The 15,229-nt window shown below is 33.8% G+C and carries 19 protein-coding genes; 7 read left to right on the top strand and 12 right to left on the bottom strand.

Annotation, left to right across the window (positions count from 1 at the left end):
- Nucleotides 1–24 precede the first annotated feature (24 nt).
- From BR44_RS10245 to BR44_RS10230, 4 genes are all read right to left on the bottom strand, one after another.
- The gene (locus BR44_RS10245; RefSeq protein WP_051912692.1) at nt 25–915 is read right to left on the bottom strand and encodes an NTP transferase domain-containing protein; all 891 of its coding nucleotides are present in this window, start codon (nt 913–915) and stop codon (nt 25–27) included.
- 37 nt (nt 916–952) lie between these two features.
- Nucleotides 953–1,885, bottom strand: a complete 933-nt coding sequence (locus BR44_RS10240; RefSeq protein ID WP_051912691.1) for a choline/ethanolamine kinase family protein — start codon at nt 1,883–1,885, stop codon at nt 953–955.
- Nucleotides 1,886–1,931: 46 nt separating this feature from the next.
- The gene (locus BR44_RS10235; protein ID WP_034552486.1) at nt 1,932–2,795 is read right to left on the bottom strand and encodes a LicD family protein; all 864 of its coding nucleotides are present in this window, start codon (nt 2,793–2,795) and stop codon (nt 1,932–1,934) included.
- Nucleotides 2,796–3,037: 242 nt separating this feature from the next.
- A complete protein-coding gene (locus BR44_RS10230; RefSeq protein WP_211249876.1) occupies nt 3,038–3,667 on the bottom strand; it encodes a trimeric intracellular cation channel family protein in 630 nt (209 codons plus the stop codon).
- A gap of 230 nt (nt 3,668–3,897) precedes the next feature.
- Between BR44_RS10230 and BR44_RS10225 the strand changes: the two genes are divergently transcribed.
- The gene (locus BR44_RS10225; RefSeq protein ID WP_034552483.1) at nt 3,898–4,473 is read left to right on the top strand and encodes a chromate transporter; all 576 of its coding nucleotides are present in this window, start codon (nt 3,898–3,900) and stop codon (nt 4,471–4,473) included.
- Nucleotide 4,474: 1 nt separating this feature from the next.
- Nucleotides 4,475–5,047 (top strand): chromate transporter, encoded by a 573-nt coding sequence (locus BR44_RS10220; RefSeq protein ID WP_034552481.1) that lies wholly within the window; start codon nt 4,475–4,477, stop codon nt 5,045–5,047.
- Between the two features lie 46 nt (nt 5,048–5,093).
- Here BR44_RS10220 and BR44_RS10215 read toward each other — a convergent pair whose 3' ends face one another.
- Complete coding sequence (locus BR44_RS10215; protein ID WP_034552478.1) at nt 5,094–5,630, bottom strand: DUF421 domain-containing protein; 537 nt, start codon at nt 5,628–5,630, stop codon at nt 5,094–5,096.
- 202 nt (nt 5,631–5,832) lie between these two features.
- Here BR44_RS10215 and BR44_RS10210 point away from each other — a divergent pair, with 202 nt between their 5' ends.
- Together BR44_RS10210 and BR44_RS10205 are read left to right on the top strand one after the other, a co-directional pair.
- Nucleotides 5,833–6,261, top strand: coding sequence for a GNAT family N-acetyltransferase (locus tag BR44_RS10210; RefSeq protein ID WP_034552476.1), 429 nt, complete (start codon nt 5,833–5,835; stop codon nt 6,259–6,261).
- Between the two features lie 159 nt (nt 6,262–6,420).
- Nucleotides 6,421–7,128 carry an MgtC/SapB family protein gene (locus BR44_RS10205; RefSeq protein ID WP_034552473.1) on the top strand — a complete coding sequence of 236 codons (708 nt, stop codon included), beginning with the start codon at nt 6,421–6,423 and terminating at the stop codon, nt 7,126–7,128.
- Nucleotides 7,129–7,222: 94 nt separating this feature from the next.
- On the opposite strand, the gene BR44_RS10200 is transcribed toward BR44_RS10205, so the two are convergent.
- From BR44_RS10200 to BR44_RS10190, 3 genes are all read right to left on the bottom strand, one after another.
- The gene (locus tag BR44_RS10200; protein ID WP_034553284.1) at nt 7,223–7,630 is read right to left on the bottom strand and encodes a GtrA family protein; all 408 of its coding nucleotides are present in this window, start codon (nt 7,628–7,630) and stop codon (nt 7,223–7,225) included.
- Nucleotides 7,631–7,858: 228 nt separating this feature from the next.
- Nucleotides 7,859–8,545 (bottom strand): 2,3-diphosphoglycerate-dependent phosphoglycerate mutase, encoded by a 687-nt coding sequence (gpmA, locus tag BR44_RS10195; protein ID WP_034552471.1) that lies wholly within the window; start codon nt 8,543–8,545, stop codon nt 7,859–7,861.
- Nucleotides 8,546–8,686: 141 nt separating this feature from the next.
- Complete coding sequence (locus BR44_RS10190; RefSeq protein WP_034552469.1) at nt 8,687–10,024, bottom strand: dihydrolipoyl dehydrogenase family protein; 1,338 nt, start codon at nt 10,022–10,024, stop codon at nt 8,687–8,689.
- Nucleotides 10,025–10,201: 177 nt separating this feature from the next.
- Here BR44_RS10190 and ndk point away from each other — a divergent pair, with 177 nt between their 5' ends.
- From ndk to BR44_RS11580, 3 genes are all read left to right on the top strand, one after another.
- Nucleotides 10,202–10,603 (top strand): nucleoside-diphosphate kinase, encoded by a 402-nt coding sequence (gene ndk, locus BR44_RS10185; RefSeq protein WP_034552467.1) that lies wholly within the window; start codon nt 10,202–10,204, stop codon nt 10,601–10,603.
- Nucleotides 10,604–10,811: 208 nt separating this feature from the next.
- Entirely contained in the window at nt 10,812–12,062 is a 1,251-nt protein-coding gene (gene uvsE, locus BR44_RS10180; RefSeq protein ID WP_034552465.1) for a UV DNA damage repair endonuclease UvsE, read from the top strand.
- A 107-nt stretch (nt 12,063–12,169) separates the two neighbouring features.
- Nucleotides 12,170–12,325, top strand: coding sequence for a hypothetical protein (locus BR44_RS11580; protein WP_156954963.1), 156 nt, complete (start codon nt 12,170–12,172; stop codon nt 12,323–12,325).
- A gap of 65 nt (nt 12,326–12,390) precedes the next feature.
- On the opposite strand, the gene BR44_RS10175 is transcribed toward BR44_RS11580, so the two are convergent.
- Genes BR44_RS10175 through BR44_RS10160 form a run of 4 tightly spaced genes read right to left on the bottom strand, consistent with a single transcriptional unit; the run spans nt 12,391 to nt 15,045 of the window.
- Nucleotides 12,391–13,008 (bottom strand): flavin reductase family protein, encoded by a 618-nt coding sequence (locus BR44_RS10175; RefSeq protein ID WP_034552463.1) that lies wholly within the window; start codon nt 13,006–13,008, stop codon nt 12,391–12,393.
- Entirely contained in the window at nt 13,005–13,619 is a 615-nt protein-coding gene (locus BR44_RS10170; protein ID WP_034552460.1) for an alpha/beta hydrolase, read from the bottom strand. The genes BR44_RS10175 and BR44_RS10170 overlap by 4 nt, the downstream gene beginning before the upstream one ends.
- Complete coding sequence (locus tag BR44_RS10165; protein ID WP_034552457.1) at nt 13,619–14,047, bottom strand: MarR family winged helix-turn-helix transcriptional regulator; 429 nt, start codon at nt 14,045–14,047, stop codon at nt 13,619–13,621. Before BR44_RS10165 ends, BR44_RS10170 begins: the two co-directional genes overlap by 1 nt.
- The gene (locus tag BR44_RS10160; RefSeq protein WP_034552455.1) at nt 14,047–15,045 is read right to left on the bottom strand and encodes a ring-cleaving dioxygenase; all 999 of its coding nucleotides are present in this window, start codon (nt 15,043–15,045) and stop codon (nt 14,047–14,049) included. Before BR44_RS10160 ends, BR44_RS10165 begins: the two co-directional genes overlap by 1 nt.
- Nucleotides 15,046–15,229: the final 184 nt, after the last annotated feature.

Genomic DNA, 15,229 nt, shown 5'->3' with positions numbered 1-15,229 from the left:
TCATTCTCCTATACGTTTTTATCACTATTTATACGTTGCTAATTCTTTCGTTTTATAAATATAGGTATATTTTTCTTCTCTAATGAAACAAAAAAAGCCAACGGTTTCTCCGTCCTTTTTTATTGGAGTGATACGAGTGATGTCCCTTTCTTTGCAATTTGACTGTTCACAAATATCTTTTAATATCATTGAACCTGTTGACGTGATGTATTGTTGGTCAAACGTTCTCAATTCATCTAAGGTATCAAATTCAAATATAGTTTCTTTTGAGTATTGACGAATATAAAGATTTAACTCTTTAATATGATTAAGATAAATGCTTTCCCACAACAAATTAGCTGTTTCTGGATTATCATAAACGTCTTCTAGAATCTCCACAAATTTCTTTGAAAACTCACTAGAAAAAAATACGTGCCCCAGCATCACCCAACTGTTCCCGCCACCTATTTTCAAATCCGTTATCAACCCATTTCCATCCGTTTTTATGCACCATTCACCCGTTGCTCCCTCTTCATAAACAGATGAATAGTAGGCTCTTTTAACATAAGGTTCAAATACATTTTGCGTAAAATAATTGTCTGCTGAACAGATAAACGTATTACCAAGTTTTTCTCTTACTGCATAGAGCGTTGAGTGATTATTACGAGTGTTGTAATCAGAATTTTCAACTAACTTAACTTGGAATTTATCTACTAAGTATTGAAACAATTCTTTTTTATACCCTACAACAACTGTAATGTCATTAATTCCAACTTCTTTTAATTGTAGTATTTGTCTTTCTATCAAAATTTGGCCTTTAACTTTTACTAATGACTTTGGATATTCATAAGAAATTGGTGCAAATCGAGAAGACAGCCCCGCAGCCATAATAATCGCATTCTCAACTTCAAGTACTGTTTTATCTTTTACCTTCATCTCAATTATCCCCTTATTTTCTATCTTACATGGGCGCTTATCCAAAGTTAAGTTTTGTCTTTGGAAGAAGTTCTTTTACAATAATGGAATAATAGTCTTTCGCATAATCGTATTGTTTTAATGCATACTCTCCAAAATCTACTCCTAATGCACTCTTGTATTCACACCAATTACTCCAAAGCAATCCACCTATTGTCATGTAACAATAAATCTTCATTCGTGTTTCATTTGTGCACTCGTCAGCAAAATATTTATCAATTAGAAAGTCCGTTTGTTCTCTATCATATAAAGAATAGATTGCAAACATGGCTACATCAAAGTGTGGATCTTGCATTGCAGCGTACTCCCAATCAATGACAAATACTTCATCTTCTACAAATAAGAAGTTATCTGAAACAGAATCTACATGAGCCAAGACAAGCTTTTTAGGCAGTTGATCAATTAGTTTTTCCAAAGACATAACGTGATCCTTCACTTCAATGTAATCTTTAAACATCGATGGCTTGCCCTTCCATAAGCTTTCATAAAATTCAATTTCTTTAAAAGGATTAAAAAAATGAGAAACTTCTAAATCACTGTTATGAAATTCTCTTAATTTTTCCATGCACAGTTGAATATCATTTTTATCAAAAGGGTCACTCACTCTTGCTGTTTCCCAAAATTCCGTTATCTTGATTCCGCTTTCATTTGAAATGTAGATAATCTTATCGCTTATGTTTTTTCCTTTTAGCACTTCATATACATCGTATTCATTTGCTCTATTGATTAACTTATCCGTGCCTGCTCCAGGTACACGAATGATGTAACTTTTATCTTTAACTTCAAACTTAAAGGAATCGTTTGTCATCCCTTTTTTCAAGTATGTTATGTTCTTTATATCATTTGATTCAATGTTCATCACAGAAACAATCACAGAAACAACGGTTGAATCTAAAACTTTTTCTTTTAGTGCCTTATTTTGATTGCCCATTTTTTTATTCCCTTCTCATAGTGCAAAAAATTCTCGCACTTCCTTTTTATTTTTCTGTATTAAAATTTATTTCAACAATTCCATGATGGGGTTCTTGTTCTTTTAAGGGAGGCAAATCCATGTAATTGCCATAATTTTTTCTTAGAATCTCATCGTATGCTCTAGGTACTGGAAACTTGTGCCCTTCGAAATCCCAGTCAATTGAATCGTAAAAAAATTCTTCCTTTAAGACAAAAGAGTCGTACATTTTTTTACCAGTAGAAATACTCAATTCCCCTACGTATTCTTCATCCTTTTCGTTAAAAAGACACGCAAGTCGTGTAATGAGTCGATCTATTTTATTTTTAGGTATAACTTTCAAAAAATAATAGGCCGCCTTTTTAGCTATTCTTAAACCCGTTTTTTTTTCACTATTGTTTACTCTCATAACTCTACAGTAATTTATGATCTTTAATTGATCTATCGCTATTCTTTGTATTTCACCTTTTAAACTATCGGGTCTCACCTGATCATATGGAAATACGTCTATAAAAAATCCATGGTGCATCTTTACATCTTGAACAAGGTTTTCAACATAACGTGTTTTGTTTTTTCTGATTTTTGTATACTGAGTTTGAAATTTTTCATCTGTCTGATAGTTTTGCAAAAAAAAATTTTCGCTTAATTCTTTTGCACTGACAGCTAGAAATCGCTTGTATTCTTCTCTTAACATGCATACGTCTATATCATCATCCCAAGGAATAAAGCCCTTGTGCCTGATAGCTCCAATTAAAGTCCCTGAGAAAAGTTGATAGTGTATTGCGTGTTTTTTACATAACCGATCAAACTCTAATAATATTTCTAATTGTACTCTTTGGGCCTCTTCTATTCGCACATTTAATCCAGGAAATTTGAGTTCGTTCTTTTGCATTAAAATCCCGCCTTAGTGGATGATTTACTTGCTGTATCATTTTTCACACTATCTATTTTCATTTAACTGATGATGGGTTTTCTTCTTATTATTCTATATTTTTTTTTTTGCAAATTCTAACACAGTCGTTACTTAAAGTAAGAACTTAAAAATACACAAAAGAGGCCCGCTTTTTTTGATTTTATTTATAGTATTCTTCTAAAGAATCTGCATCTTATGAAAAATCCCGTTGGAAATCCAACTTATTCGGAATATCTACGGACTGGAACTTTCCAGTCATAAAGAAAAGACAACACTCGCAATAGCGTAAAAACAATAAACAACAGATACAAATGCCAGGTTTCCGTCGTCCATCCCATCCCAATAATCAACCCAATCAGACACACCCACAACCTGTAAACCACTTCTCCTAATACGATTGGCTGTCTTTGCGAAAGCAAGTCTCGAATGATTCCACCACCAGTAGCTGTTAACAAAGCAGATACCACCACGGCACTCACTGGCAAACCTAATTTCACGGCAACTGTTGCACCATGAATTGAAAAAGCAATCAAACCAAGACTATCTAAAAAGTTTTCCCATAATTTTCTGCTTGCGAGAAAAGGTTTAGGGAACAGTAAAATCAATGTGATAGCAATCATCGCACTATAAAAAAGCGACCCTTGTTGCCACAATTCATAATCAGGAGCATCGATTAATGTATTTCGAACGGCTCCACCGCCAAAAGCAGTTAAAATGCCAAATAAATAAACGCCAAATAAATCATACTTTTTCTCCATAGCAATTAAACTGCCTTGAAGCGAGAATGAAATAGTGCCAACAATTAAAAACACTTCCCACGTTCCCACATTTTCACTCTCCATTTTACTCATTTGGTGCATACCCTCGCTAAGTTTTCAATTTAGTTGATTGGTTTACTCATATGCTTTTCTATTATTAAGCACCCGCTTTTTTTTTGCAAGTTAGAAACCTTATGTGTAACCAACAGGTACTGATTAAAAAGGAATTTTATTTTAAAACAGCAAATTTTTCTTAATCGGCAAATTTTTAAGGTATACTGAAAACAAGAAAATAAGTGAACATCAACTGGGGGAGAGTTTTATTGAAGAAAGATAAGAAATTTTATTGGACTTTATTTTTTTCTACCTTTACATTAAGTGCTTTTACATTTGGAGGCGGGTATGTCATTGTCCCTTTAATGCAAAAACGATTTGTTAAGGACTTAAAATGGATTGAGGAAGAAGAAATGTTGGATCTAGTTGCTATCGGTCAGTCTGCTCCAGGGCCTATCGCTGTAAATGCGTCTATTATTGTAGGATATAGAATGGCTGGCATTCCAGGAGCACTTTTAACTACTTTAGGAACTGTCTTGCCGCCTTTATTTATCATAACAGCTATTTCTTATTTTTATATCGCTTTTCGAGAAAATGCCGTTATAAATGCTTTGTTGTTTGGTATGCAAGCCGGAGTAGCTGCAGTAATTGTTGACGTTGTAATCAACATGGGAATGTCTATTGTAGTTGATAAAAAGGTATTGCCTATTATCGTGATGATCTTAGCTTTTATTGCAACAGCTATTTTTGATGTTAATATTGTTATGATTCTATTTATATCTGGAACAATTGGAGCATACACTACGTATCGAGTTAATCTTCTAAAGAAAAAGGAGGGGGATTAACTTGCTTTATTTACAATTATACTGGAGTTTTTTCCAAGTTGGGTTATTTAGTTTCGGTGGCGGTTATGCTGCGTTACCGCTTATTCAAGAACAAGTACTTGAAGTTCATCCATGGCTAACACCAACAGAATTCATTGATATTTTAACGATTTCACAAATGACTCCTGGCCCAATTGCCATTAACACTTCAACTTTTGTTGGAACAAAAGTTGCCGGTCTACCAGGAGCCATCGTTGCTACACTAGGATGTGTAACACCTTCTGCTATCATAGTATTAACCTTAGCTACGTTATACTATAAGTACAAAGGAATAAGCCTGGTACAAGGAGTTATCAAAGGTTTAAGACCCGCTGTTGTCGCTTTAATTGCTTCTGCTGGATTATCTATTTTATTAACGGCTTTTTTTAATAAAGATAGCTTTCCTGTTCAATTAATTGACTTAAGTTGGGTTTCAGTTGGAATATTCATACTAAGCTTATTTATTTTAAGAACATTCAAATTAAATCCTATTTATATTATGTTATTTGCAGGAGTTATAGGAATCATGCTTCACTTTTTCACTCCATTTGCTTGACAACTAAAGCAGCTTTTTAATCCATGAGATAAAAAAGCTGCTTTAGTTATTTTACTGATAAAAAACAACTTTTGTCTATGTTCTCCAGCGTACTACTTTCTGGGTAATCTGAATCTCCTCTAAGGACAGAAAATTCACCTGTCGTTTCTAACACAACTCCCAATATATCCTTTAGTGAAGCAAATCCAGCTGAACGAACAGCTTGTAAAATTTCTTCTTTTGAGACTCTTTCTTTTTGCATAGCATTAACATCAAATTCATCCTTATAAAATAATAATGTTGGTTTGGATTTCACTATTTTATTGGCTAGTTTAAAATAGATTGTCAGTTTTGTCAGAATAAACTGCAATACCACTAATAGTGTAAAAGCTAATGTTCCATCGAATAAAGTCAAATCTCGACTAGTTAATATTGTAGCCAAGATAGAACCAAAGGCTACTGTAACAACAAAGTCGAAAGCGTTCATTTTGGCTAAAGTCCTTTTTCCAAATATCCGTAAAACAATTATTAATAACAAATAAGCTATAGTCCCAACAACAAGAATTTTAAAAACCGTGCCCCAATCACTAAAATAAATAGACATGATTACATCCTCCCTTTAAATAAATACATCCTTTTTTTCATATTCACTATACTTTGTAAAATCGTTAAATACAAGAATAATCATTAAGAGAACTGATTCACTAGACCTTAACTATTTCTACAGACCTTCATATCAATTGACATCTTTTCATAATTTTGTCAGACTAATATTGACTTACATGATACAAGGAGGAATAAACTACATGAAACTTTATATTGGTAATGACATTTGGAATAAAGCCGGTGCTTTTTACGTCCGGATGTCTGTTTTTGTACTAGAAAGGCAGATGGAACTTTCTGAAGAATTTGATAATTTGGACGACTCGAACATTGATTATGCCGTCATGTATGACCACGAAAAACCTGTATCCACAGGAAGATACGAGCTACCAGATAGTGAAACCATTCGAATTGGCCGCATTGCGACATTAAAAGAATATCGTGGGCAAAAATTAAGTCGCTCTATTATCCACGCACTAGAAGAAATCGGGCGTGAAAAAGGTTGTAAAAAAGCATCCATTCATTCTGAGCAAACGGCTACTTCATTTTATGAAGAATTGGATTATAGAATCGTGTCCGATGAATTCTACGAAAATAACGTTCCTTGTGTTCTTTTAGAAAAAAATCTTTAACCTATTAGATGATTTTTTCTTTGGCACTCTTTTCTATCAACATTTTAATATTTTTTACTTTTTGAAAACTATCAAACGTTCTAGAATAAGCCTATCAATCAATTAAAAAAGTTTCACATTCCCTTTTTTTATTCAAATTTGAAAGGTCGGTGTCTAACCATGTTTGAATTAGACTATTTAGAAATTACCGGTCGATTACTTGCTGCTATCTTATTTGGAGGTGTCATTGGATATGAACGAGAGATAAAAGGGCACAATGCTGGTTTACGAACTCATATTTTAGTCTGTGTTGGAGCCACTCTTTTTTCTTTAGTTCAGATTCAAGCCACTTACACAACCATTAAACTAGCAATGGAAAGTCCTAATTTATTTCAAGTTTTAAATACTGACATTACACGTTTACCTGCTCAAATTGTTAGCGGCATTGGTTTCTTGGGTGCTGGTACAATTATTGTGACTAAACGAAGTGTAACTGGATTAACAACTGCTGCTTCTATCTGGGCAACTGCTAGTCTGGGAATCGCTGTTGGGATGGGCTATTACTTCATCGCTTTCTCTGGTTGTCTTATTATTTTATTAGTTTTAATGGCTATCAGAAAAGTTTTTCGTGTACAAGATTATAAAACTCTTGAAATCAGTTATTACAAAAGAAAAGAAACGAAGAAAGCCATTCAAGACTATTTTGATCGGCAAAAAATTCTCGTAATGGATATGGATTACTTAGTTGATTCCTATAAAGAAGATAAAGCTGTTTATCTTATTGTTTATACATTGAGTATCCCTGATAAATTAGGTTCTACAAGAATTGTGGGAGACTTATCTGAATTGGATTCAGTCATCGGAATTCGTACAATTAAAGATTTTTAAACTCAAAAAGAGATTGGAATATTTCCAACCTCTTTTTGAGTTCACTTTTTTTATTTGAAACAAAGATTCGTTCCTAGTAACTAATGCAATCTGCTTATTTGAAAATAAACCACTTACTGAAAAAATAATTTAAAAACACAACAATTAACTGAGTAACTAACTTAGAGATATTAGAATCCCATTGAAGTAAACCAATTAAAATAAACATACTTACCATATCAAATCCGGCTGAAATTAATCGGAAACTACAAAATAAAAAAAATTCTTTTACCCAAGCACAACTAGTCACTGTCTCAGATTTAAACACATATTTTTTATTCGTAAAAAAAGCAAAAATAATGGATGCTCCAATAGATATAGCATTAGCAATCAAGTACTGAACATCAAATACCGTATCAAATGCAAAGAACACGACAAAATTAACTAGTGTTGTTAATCCTCCAAAAACCAAATAGCGAATGATTTCTTCATTTTTTTCATAAAGTTTTTTTAATGTTGACATATAATTAACTTGCACCACTTTCATCTTTTACGACTTGAAATTTACGACTTTAACCATTTCTAACTAGTTACTAAAAATAATGTAATCTTTCAGCTTTTTCATTCCACGTTGGTATTAGTATAACCTTTTAAAATATAATCGTCTATTCTACTTTTTAACATTTCCGTAAAATCTCAAAAAAACGAAAGAATAAGAATAAAAGGATGGACCTTTTATTCTTATTCTTTCCTAAAGGTAATATTTTCTGATAACGGCTAATTCACTGTTTAATTCATAAACTAGCGGTTGGCCAGTTGGAATTTCTAATTCCATAATGTCTTCGTCAGAAATTTCTTCAATGTATTTAGCTAGCGCACGTAAAGAGTTGCCATGAGCGGCTACCAAAACCGTCTTTCCTTCTAATACAGCTGGCGCAATATGATCTTCCCAGAACGGAATAACTCTTTCCAATGTCGTTTCTAAGTTTTCTCCCATTGGGACAACTCGTTTTTGTAAATTTGAGTAACGTCGATCATTTAGTGCTGAATTAGGGTCATCTGGTTTTAATAAAGGTGGTAAAGTATCATACGAGCGTCGCCACAATTGAACTTGTTCGACGCCATATTTATCAGCTGTCGCTTTTTTATTCAGTCCTTGCAAAGCTCCATAGTGGCGTTCATTCAAGCGCCATGTTTTAACTTCTGGCACCCAAAGTTGATCGGATTCCTCTAACACAATGTGGCACGTTTTAATCGCTCTTTTTAAAACAGATGTAAATGCTCTGTCAAATTCAATTCCAGCTTCTTTTATTTTTTTCCCTGCTTCATGAGCTTCTTTTAGTCCCGCATCACTTAAACCAACGTCAACCCACCCAGTAAACTTATTTAATGCATTCCATTCACTTTGTCCATGACGAACAAATACAATCCTTGTCATATTGATCCCCGCTCCCACTTGATTCTTTCACTTATTATTGTACAGCTCGGTATCTATTGATTGCAGACGAAACGATTGGTTTGCTATCAATTAAAGTTGATACCTTGTAACAATTTTGCAGTATACTAGTTGGACTGACGTTTATTTATATAGGGAACCTAGATCACTAGCAATCGATGGATAAGCCATTATCAGCTGCGCGGTCTCTTCTGCTGTCATGCTTTGATTAATCAAAAGACTCATAAAATTTATCAACTCATCAGCTTTTTCATTTAAACAAGTTGCTCCAACTAATAATCCTGTCTCCAGATTTGTGATAATTTTTATTTTTGAAATGGGTTCATTTACCCGATGATAGCTAAACCAAGAAGTTGCATCAATTGTAGATACTTTGTACTTATTCTCTTGTTCAGCTGCTTGTTGTGCAGTTATCCCTGTCTGAGCTAATTTAGGACTCGAATAGATTACAGTAGGAATACAAGGATACTTTATTCTTTCAGTTGTTTCTTTAGCCAAATATTGTGCTAAATAAGCCCCTTCAAAGCTCGCTACAGGTGTTAATTTCTCCTTACTTTTTGACAACACATCTCCACAAGCAAAAATATCTTTATTGCTTGTTTGAAGATAATCATTGATTTGAATGCCCTTTTTATCATAGGCAACTCCCGCTTTTTCGAGATCTAATTCTTCAATGTTAGGGCCTCGTCCTGTCGCACAAAATACTAAATCAGTTAATAAAGGGTCTTTATTTTCAGCTGTTAAAATAAAAGCATCGTTGGTTTTTTCAATTTTTTTAGTATCCATATTGAAATGAAATGTTATGCCTTTTGATTCCAGTTGATGAACGATATCTTTAACCAGTTCTGAGTCAAAAGCTTTTAGGGGTCTATCATTATGATGCACGATATGAACCTCTGCTCCAGCTGCATTTGCAATCGTTGCTAATTCAAAAGCGACATAACCTCCACCGATAAACGTTACTGTTTTAGGCATATCAGATAAGGATAAAAAATCTGCACTTGTTAGCAAATGTTCTTTTCCTTCGATTGGTAATATCGAAGGCCTAGCACCAGTCGCAACAATGAATTTTTCAGCTGTTAAAGTATCTTCATTTACTTGAATTGTATTTTTGTTGATAAATTTAGCTTTTCCTATAATGGTTTCGATTCCAGCTCTTTGTAAGCTGTCTTTAGATCCTTTTGACATTGGATTTATAATGCTTTCTTTAAACGACATTAACTCAGGCCAATCCACTTGAGGAAGAACAGAAAAACCTTTGCCCGCCAATTGAGTGACTGCATCTTTAGCTTCAACTACTGAATACAATACTTTCTTAGGGTCACATCCTCGGTTAGGACACGTTCCTCCCCATAAGTCGTTTTCTACAATGGCTACTTTTTTCCCAGCTGCTAAGCCGTTTGCTGCTGCCATACCTCCAACGCCACTGCCGATAACAATTACATCAAATATTTTTTCCATTTATAAAACCTCCTCTTTAGTTACGTTTTACCATAGACTAACCAAATTTGCTACCAACTACCCTTGGTGCTATGAAAACCATTGTGCATTTTTTTCCATAAACGATTAGTATCTCCTACACAAAAAAGCTTAAACATGTTAGAATCTTATTAATATAGGTTTGGGAGGGTTTTCAATATGTATGAAAAAACAGTAGTCTTGATAAAACCGGATGCGGTAGAACGAAATTTGATTGGGAAAATCTTATCAGAATATGAAAGAAATGATTTAAAGATTAGTGATATGAACTTAATGACTGCTTCTAAAGAGACAACAGAAGCACATTATGCTGAGCACAAAGGCAAACCTTTTTTTGAAAGATTGGTTGCTTATTTGACAAGAAGTCCCATAGTTGTACTTGTAATAGAAGGAGAAAATGCTATTAGTCGAGTTCGAGCACTAAACGGGACAACTAATCCAGCAGACTCTGGAGACAACACTATCCGTGCTCTTTACGGTCTTAGTTTGTCAGAAAACACCGTTCACTCATCAGATTCAAAAGAAAGTGCTGAAAGAGAGTATGCGATTTGGTTCGAATAAATGCATAAAAAAACTGCTGAGTTTAAAAAACTCGGCAGTTTTTTACTCTATTCGATTAAAATGATTTAGGGAGTCATCTCATTTCTCCCAACTAAAATCCCCTTTTTTATATCTATCTTTTAAATTCAATCCTCTTTCATTTCTTATTCTATAGCTCGGTTATGATACAATATAGATTAAAATAAACTGTCAATAAAAGGAGCCTTCTATGAAAATTGGTTACGCATGCTTAACTCTTGGTGTATACAATACGACCTTTAAAACGTGTACTCTTAAAACAGCCACACCCGACCATTTACTTATACTGATTAAACACAACTTAGATACGTTAGATCGAATTATTGATTACAATATTAGTATGGGAATTACCCATTTTAGAATTAGTTCAGATATCATTCCTTTTGGCTCAAGTCCGATTAACGATCTTAACTGGGATGATATCTTCAAAAGAGAATTCCACTTGATCGCTGAAAAATTAAAAGCTCATAATGTGAGAGTTTCTATGCATCCTGGACAATATACTGTCCTAAATTCACCAAATGAAGAGGTTGTAAAAAGAGCTGTCGAAGATCTTACGTATCATACTCGTTTTTTAAGTGCACTAGAAACAGCTAAATCCAGTAAAATTATTCTTCATATTGGTGGAGTATACGGAGATAAAGAAGCAGCTATTACAAGATTCGAAAAAAATTATCACCTTTTAAGTCAAGGTATAAAAGATCGTTTGATTATTGAAAATGATGATAAGTCTTACAATATAGGCGACGTTTTAGCTATTGGACTAACGAACCATATTCCTGTTGTTTACGATAATTTGCACAACCAAGTTTTGCCATTTGATGTTGCTAAAGATGACCGCTATTATATCTTGCTAGCAAATAAAACTTGGACTGCTGAAGATGGGGTTCAAAAAATCCACTACTCGCAAGGAGCTAAATTAAAAAGAGCTGGCAGCCATTCTAAAACAATTGATTTAGAAATCTTTAATGAGTTCCTGAAGAGTATTCCTGATGTAGATATCATGTTGGAAGTAAAAGACAAAAACTTATCTGCTGTTAAAGCAGTTAACTTAACTTCAAATGACAAGAAAATCTCTGATTTAGAAAAGGAATGGGCTAAATACAAATACAATATCCTTGAACATAATCCGAACGTATACGAAGAAATTAGAATGCTTTTAAAAGATAAAGTTTCTTACCCCCTAATAGAATTCTATGCCTTAATCGACCAAGCCTTAGCAACAGAACCAACTGAAGGAACAACGATTAATGCTGCCTCGCATGTCTGGGGGTATTTTAAGAACGTCGCTACAGAAAAAGAACGAAAAAAATATGCTTCCTATATTGAATCCTTTAAAAAAGGAACCTATTCCATCAATGCTATAAAGGGGATGCTTTTAAAACTGGCTATTAAATACAACAATGATTACTTAATAACTAGTTATTATTTTTATTTTTAAGACTGGCTTATTAAATAAAACTATTATTTTTCAACCGAAAACTATTATTATCGGTTTCAATAGGAGGATTTATTTCCGAAAAAAATGCAAAGAATTATCTGTCCTTAATGATTTTATTTGGTTTCCTTCTTGTTTTTGTTGTGGCCTGTTCTTCTAAAAGCGATCCAAATAAAGAAGCCATAGAATCAGTTATAAAGACAGCCTTTGCGCTTTTTGATGACAAACTAATGACTGAAATAAATGACCCTGGAAATGCTACTTAATTACAAAAAACACTCTGATTTTATTCAAATCAGAGTGTTTCTTATTCATTATTTTTCCCTTTAAATCAAAATTGGCGCTTGAAAGGGATAGTTTTAATACTAGCATAGTCTGTTCCACCTAAGCGAGCTATTGGACGTAAGACATCAGACAACACGTAGCCTTGCTTCGAATCGTAGACTTTTTCATCCACAATAGAACCAATAACTCGAAGAATAACTAAATCTGCTTCCTCATCGTCTTTCTGATAATTTTTAAGCGTAATCGATTCTTCTAGGACTACTTCGAAACGAATGAGTGCTTCTTCTATTCCTGGTGTTTTAATTTTCATACTTGAACTTAGCGTTAAATTTGTTAATTCCACTTCGCTTTTATTTCTCTCTAATGGTGTAGATGACTTATCCATTGCATCAATTAATGATTCATCGACAATGTGGATAACAGCTTCTTTTTCTCTAAAGATATTTACAAAAGTATCTTTTTGTTTGTCTCCGTTCCTTTGAAAAGATACGACTACTAGCGTTGGCGATACCACATTAAAATAACTAAAAGGTGCTAAGTTAACACTCCCATTTTCATTCAGACTAGTAATCCAAGCTATCGGGCGTGGAATAATACTGCCTTTAACCAACTTCATTCGGCTCTTTTCATCGATTGTGTCAAAATCTATTTTTAATTTAGTCATTGAATATCCTCCCTTTTTTCTGAAAGAAAGTTTTTAGCATACTCTCCTTCTTCTTGGGTTAGTTGATGTCCTTGGTTATGGGTGAAAGTTGCTACTTTTATTGAGGCAGTTAACATCTTCTTTTCAATTTCTTTGAATTGATTGTCTGTGATGTAAGAATCATTCTTTCCAGCTGTCATTAAAACGTTAAGGCCTCCTTGCTTTTGAAATTCCTTAGCTGGAGTGATTGGTGAAGGATGAAATAAAAGAACGTTCGCAACCGGCAAATCCGTAAATTCCTTTAACAGATTTTTGATTAGGTTGGCTCCGTTAGAATAACCTGATAGTGTTATTCTATGATTTTTCAAGTTGTATTTTCCAATCACTTCATAAATTGAATCATAGAGATTTTGCGTTGCGTTAGCCAAACTTACAAGATCAAAATTGCCATCTGGATAGCGTCCAAAATAGCGACTCATCCCTTTTTCGTTGACTTCTCCTTGGAAACCAATTTTCGTTGCCTCAGGGTCGAGGATATGCGCAATTTCAAACAAACTTGTCGCATGACCGCCAGTTCCATGAAGGGTAATAATCACATGATTATTACTACCTTTGCTTATTGTCTCTTGCATCATACAACCTCCTCTGCTTGTTTACCCAATTTTTTCAACAAGGATTGCAGCTGTAGCTCTTCGTCTTTATTTAAGACATTGAAGATAGAACGCATGTAAGAAAAATGTTTTTCGTATATCTCTTCAAATACCTTTGTTCCAAGTTCTGTCAGCGCAATAATTTGAATTCTTTTATCGTTTTTGTTCTTTTCTTTTGTAAGGTATTTTTTCTTGCTTAGTATTTCTAGCACATAAGTCATACTGCTATTGGGAATGAGCACGGTATTAATTAGTTCTTTTGTCGTGAGCGATCCCTTCACATATAAAGCTTCCATAGCGGTAAATTCATTAACATTGATTTCTGTATTAGCAAGTGACTGTTTTACGTTTTTTTCAATACTATTGTAAGCTTTAAATAGAATAATTAAACTTTTAAGTTCATCCCTCATTATTCAAAGTACTCCTTTTTAAATTTTTTTGTACTTCTTACTGTATCAAAGTCTGGCAGTTGAGATTCAACGTATTCTCGCTTATCTCTTAAGTGTGGTGGAAGAGTCAATGTTTCACCAAGTACTTCATAGGCTTCTTCATCATCAATAAATCCCGGTCCTTCTGTTGATAATTCAAACAATATGTTAGGATACAAGCGAGTATAGACAGCTTTAAAATAAAAACGATCAACAAGACCTGAATTTTGGAGACCTAATTGTTTGAAATGTCTTACCCAAGCATCAAGCTGTTCTTTATCTTCAACTCTAAAAGCAACATGATGAACGCCGCCATAACCTTGTCTTGCACTTTCTAAAGTATCCTCTTTTTCCACAATAACTGAAGCTCCGTTACCACCTTCACCCATTTCATAAAGCGTAAAATTATCTTCACGTGCTATTTTTCGCATCTTCATAACTTGAACTAAAGCTTGATCCATCATTTCTTCAGATTGGACTCTCAAAAAAATGGGGCCTAACCCAGTAATTGCGTATTCATCTGGTACAGGTCCTTTATGCCAAGGCTCTCCGGATGCTATCCCAACATTTTTTTCATCTGAAAAAATAGCATATTGCTGCTTATCAAAATCTTCAAAATAGAGAACTTGCTTACCAAATTGCTCAATCATTTGGTCATGTTTAATTTCATAGTGCGTTAGTCTTTTTTCCCAATAACTAAGTGCATCATCACTAGCTACTCTAAAACTAGTTCTCGAAATATCATTTGTTCCTTGTTGATGAGCAGCAATTCCACTAAAATCAAAAAACGTCATATCCGTTCCTGGATTGCCACGATCATCGGCGAAAAATAAATGATAAGTTGAAAGATCATCTTGATTCACATTCTTCTTTACTAAACGCAAACCTAAATTATAGGTAAAAAATTTGTATATCTTTTCTGCACTACTTGTTATCGCAGTTACGTGGTGTATTCCTTTAAATGGTTTTAATTCATTCATGATTAAGTTGCCCCCTATTTATTTCTTATTGTTCGATTCATCGTACTTCTTTTACAGCTTCCTAACGATTAAAGAATCAGATAGTCAAATTTATCGTCTTTTTAAACATTCATCCCTTACTTTGGAATTTATTTAACTAACTTGTCGATTTTAAGCGTTCATTCAAAGTAACTACATATTATTA

Origin of the sequence: Carnobacterium funditum DSM 5970 (genome assembly GCF_000744185.1) — a bacterium.
Classification (GTDB): Bacteria; Bacillota; Bacilli; order Lactobacillales; family Carnobacteriaceae; genus Carnobacterium_A; species Carnobacterium_A funditum.
Note: the sequence above shows the minus strand (reverse complement) of the source record. Positions and strands in the feature narration are given on the sequence as shown.